The organism is Vibrio sp. V12_P9A6T4, from assembly GCF_963874835.1.
Classification (GTDB): Bacteria; Pseudomonadota; Gammaproteobacteria; order Enterobacterales; family Vibrionaceae; genus Vibrio; species Vibrio anguillarum.
In genome coordinates this window covers 1-4,129 of sequence record NZ_CAWNJO010000002.1, presented here as the reverse complement: position 1 = coordinate 4,129, position 4,129 = coordinate 1, and the positions used below count along the sequence as shown (strand labels likewise).

At 40.1% G+C, this 4,129-nt stretch carries 5 protein-coding genes; 4 read left to right on the top strand and 1 reads right to left on the bottom strand.

What is annotated here, in order from left to right; genetic code table 11:
• Positions 1–1,160: 1,160 nt before the first annotated feature.
• The 3 genes from AACQ42_RS00045 to AACQ42_RS00035 all read left to right on the top strand — a co-directional run bounded on the left by AACQ42_RS00045 (position 1,161) and on the right by AACQ42_RS00035 (position 2,360).
• Positions 1,161–1,442, top strand: a complete 282-nt coding sequence (locus AACQ42_RS00045; protein WP_094166360.1) for a hypothetical protein — start codon at positions 1,161–1,163, stop codon at positions 1,440–1,442.
• 173 nt (positions 1,443–1,615) lie between these two features.
• Positions 1,616–1,948, top strand: coding sequence for a hypothetical protein (locus AACQ42_RS00040; protein WP_094166359.1), 333 nt, complete (start codon positions 1,616–1,618; stop codon positions 1,946–1,948).
• Positions 1,949–2,153: 205 nt separating this feature from the next.
• Entirely contained in the window at positions 2,154–2,360 is a 207-nt protein-coding gene (locus AACQ42_RS00035) for a DUF1289 domain-containing protein (RefSeq protein ID WP_094166358.1), read from the top strand.
• A 119-nt stretch (positions 2,361–2,479) separates the two neighbouring features.
• On the opposite strand, the gene AACQ42_RS00030 is transcribed toward AACQ42_RS00035, so the two are convergent.
• Positions 2,480–2,710, bottom strand: a complete 231-nt coding sequence (locus tag AACQ42_RS00030) for a PAS factor family protein (RefSeq protein WP_013868597.1) — start codon at positions 2,708–2,710, stop codon at positions 2,480–2,482.
• Between the two features lie 776 nt (positions 2,711–3,486).
• On the opposite strand from AACQ42_RS00030, the gene AACQ42_RS00025 reads away from it, so the two are divergent.
• Positions 3,487–4,086, top strand: a complete 600-nt coding sequence (locus AACQ42_RS00025; protein ID WP_094166357.1) for a pentapeptide repeat-containing protein — start codon at positions 3,487–3,489, stop codon at positions 4,084–4,086.
• Positions 4,087–4,129: the final 43 nt, after the last annotated feature.

The following is a 4,129-nucleotide window of genomic DNA, read 5'->3' as shown; positions in this document are numbered from 1 at the left end:
TTTTAGTGCGAAATTGAAGTTCAGTGTTTACAGTGTGTTTTTTAAGTTCGGCGGTGCGTTGTCAACCCCTTAGCCGGGCGTTATGCAACTCAGGTAAATTTAGGGATTCAATCTTTTGGGATTTCTCCGGCCATTCGTTTCGAGCTGTCGGAAAATGAGCATTTTCGCCTTCAAATTTTTGACTAACTCAAACCGTAAAACAGGCAAATTTCTTTGTTTGCCTCAATGAAGTTTAGTGTTGGCGCGTTGTGAATTGAGCGGGCGCAAAGTGTCGAAAGAGCAAGCTAATCGAGCATTTCACACTTGCTGAATTTTTCGCCCGTTGAACTTGTTTGTTCCAAAAGCTTGGTTTGTTGTTGAAAGGTGGACTTTGTTTTGGCGGCTCATTTATCACAGTTCTTGCTTGGGTTGATTCTTGAATCACTCAACCATTGCAATTGTGGCTTTTGGTCGTGTAAATTCAGTTTATCTCATTGAATTTGCATAACAAACGGCTCAAGAGGGATTGCCAACGCTTGGCGACTTTAGTGCAAAATTGAAGTTCAGGGTTTACGGTGTGTTTTTTGAGTCTGGCGGTGCGTTGTCAACCCCTTAGCCGGGCGTTATGCAACTCAGGTAAATTTAGGGGTTCAATCTTTTGGGATTTCTCCGGTCATTCGTTTTGTGTTGTCGGCAAATGAGCATTTTTACCCTCAAATTCGTGGTTAACTCAAGCCGTAAAACAGGCAAGGTTCTTTGTTTGCCTCAATCAGTTTTAGCGCTGGCGCGTTGTAAATTCAGTGGGCGCAAAGTGTGGAAAGGGCAAGTTTATCGAGCATTTTGCACTTGCTGAAAGTCTTGCTTGTAGGGTTTGTCTCATTCAAAAGCTTGGTTTGTTGCTGAAAGGTGGACTTTGTTTTGGCGGCTTATTTATCACAGTTCTTGCTTGGGTTGGTTCTTGAATCACTCAACCATTGCGATTGTGGCTTTTGGTCGTGTAAATTCGGTTTATCTCATTGAATTTGCATAACAAACGGCTCAAGAGGGATTGCCAACGCTTGGCGATTTTAGTGCAAAATTGAAGTTCAGTGATTACAGTGTGTTTTTGAGTTCGGCGGTGCGTTGTCAACCCCTTAGCCGGGCGTTAGCTATTGTTTTATTCAGCAGCAAGGAAATTAAAGATGTCAAAGTATCAATTTTTCTGTAAACCAAATTCAAATCGTAATGCATTTACTTATCTGGATATGAGTTCAGAAACTTATCTTTTTGAAAAGGAAGAACTCTTGAGCTCGGGGTTAGAGGTGGAAGGTGATACGATTTATGCTTCTTCTCCAGAAGAGGCTATTGATAAATTCAAATCAAATTTTTGTGAGCCTTTGAAGGATTATGCAAATTCAAATGTTGCAGGTGGATTGGCGACATTCATTTTTGAATCATTCAAATCAGTCACTGGGGAAAAATAGCTAACAAACGGCTCAAGAGGGATTGCCAACGCGTGGCGGCTTTAGTACAAAATTGAAGTTCAGTGTTTACGGTGTGTTTTTTGAGTTCGGTGGTGCGTTGTCAACCCCTTAGCCGGGCGTTATATGCTTGGATTGAAATTGGAGCCTTAACAAATTGAAATGATGGGTAATAAATGAAATTTACAGTTGAAAAATCAGGCTCAATAGTTTCGTTGGCTATTGAGCAGGAAGGTAAAGCTCGTCGGGTTTACGATATTCCGGTAAATGGTCGAGTTTTTGTAAAAGGTAAAGCTCCTGAAGTACCTAAGCTAAAGCAAGTGATGGCAACCCACTGTTCAGAAAGTGGAATGAATAGTAACGAGTTTCTAGATTTCTATCATAAAAGTAGACAGGATGCGATTGAGCATGAAACTAAAGAACTTTTGAAATGTTTTATGAGAATTCAAAATTCTATAGATTGCATTAATGTAGCAGATGAAATTCGATTTGGTGATACCGATGAATAAGCATATAACAATCAATTTAAGAGGGATTCTCAACGCTTGGCATTTTTGCTTCTACTTCAATTTTAGTGTTTATGGCACAAAGCTTTAGGTTGGGTGGAGGCGTTGTTCACCCCTTAATTGGGCGTTATGTGCCTAGTGTGCGCCGAATTCTTTACTATGATTGCATTAATAAAGACTACTGCGGAAATGTGATAGGATTTTTATTATGGAAGATAGGAAAATGAGTGAGGTCGAAGATCCCAAGTCACCGTGTATTAGACAGTGCTGTTTAGGTGAAATGGATATTTGTTTGGGATGTTTCAGATCGTTGAATGAAATTATTGATTGGCATTCTTCAACGATTATTGAAAAGAACAAGATTCTTATTGCATGCCGTCAAAGAAGGGAATTGGCTCAAAAATCGAGGTTTTAGCTTTCTCTAAAAGTATTACTGGTGATAATTTTGTCTAAGTTGGCTGAGGATTTGTTAGAAAATGAGCATATAAAAACGGCCCTTGACGTCGTGGGCCGCTGATATTTAGTAATGCAAGGCTAGTGCTCAGGTGTTTCTAGCAGCTTAATGGCACTCTCAACTGCATTATTGATCGCTTGGTCATTTTCAAGTTTTCCTGAACTTGCTGGCCCAAGGGCTCTAGAGTATAGAGCTAATTGTTTGTCCAAAGGCAAGCCCAACTGTTCATACAGATTTTCGCGAATTTTTGCATGTTGTTCAGGATCTTGGTTTGCAAGGCTAATAAGTGTTTCATAAATAAGAGCTTTCATATCATGTCCATTTTATTATAGTTAACTTGGTGCGTATGGATTATAGCTGAGCCCTTAATGTAAATCTTGTGCAACAATCACATAACAAACGGCTCAAGAGGGATTGCCAACGCGTGGCGGCTTTAGTACAAAATTGAAGTTCAGTGTTTACAGTGTGTTTTTTAAGTTCGGCGGTGCGTTGTCAACCCCTTAGCCGGGCGTTAGCTGAGGTTAAGAAAAATCATAAAATTCCGTGTTCATTTTTTCTTAGTCTGAGGCTCTAGCTTTACACCTGAAAGTCAGCACTTCTCCACGTATCTCGCCAGTGGCACTGTTCGTAGAGTGTTTGAACTAACCGAAGTCTTCTTGCGGGAAGTGGTGTGTTTGTTTATTTCTTTGGTGTGGCTTCTTTGGTTTTGAGGCTCTTTCGCGCTTAAATGGATTTCGTGCACTTGGTTGTTGGCTTCTTCGAAAGAATTCTTTGTAAATTTAAGTCCTAGAAGCTCGTCAAGTTTTCCTGTTATTTCTTCTTTGCCAAGTGCTTTTCGTGGATTGGGTTTTAGTTTCTCAGTTGTCCGTTTTACTTTGTCGCTTGAAAACAATAATGTGTTTTAAATTAGGCCGTTGGGTAGAAAATCTCCGGCTAAAGTGCAGCAGCTAACAAACGGCTCAAGAGGGATTGCCAACGCTTGGCGACTTTAGTGCAAAATTGAAGTTCAGTGTTTACGGTGTGTTTTTTGAGTTCGGCGGTGCGTTGCCAACCCCTTAGCCGGGCGTTAGGCTATTCAGAGGATACGATGATAGATTTAAAAAATAATGAGCAATATTTCGACGTTTCTTTTGAGAAGCTTTCCTCACCTGATGAGAAATATAGCGACGTCGAGTTTGAAGATTGCCAATTCTCCGACTGCGATTTTTCAGCGGTTAAATTCCAGAAATGTAAGTTTACAAACTGCACATTTGAACGCTGCAATTTGAGTTTGGTCGATTTTACAAACTCAAAGCTCTTTGAGCTTAAATTTCAAGACAGTAAGTTAGTTGGCGTTGATTGGACGAAAGCGACATGGCCAGTTTATCACTCGGACTTTGAGCTAAGTTTTAAGCGTTGTATTTTAAATGACTCGTCTTTCTTTGGCCTGACCTTAAATGAATTGGTTTTGGATGAATGTAAGTTGCATGATGTTGATTTCCGTGAAGGTAACTTTGCAGGTTCAATAATGATTTATAGTGATTTTAGCCACAGTTTATTTATGAGAACAAATTTGCAAGGGGTTGATTTCAGTGAATCAACAGCATACTCCATTGACGTACTAGAAAATAACGTTAAAAAGGCTAAGTTTTCACGATATGAAGCGTTGAGCTTATTAGAAAGCTTAGGTATTGAATTGGTGGATTAATAGCCTAACAAACGGCTCAAGAGGGATTGCCAACGCGTGGCGA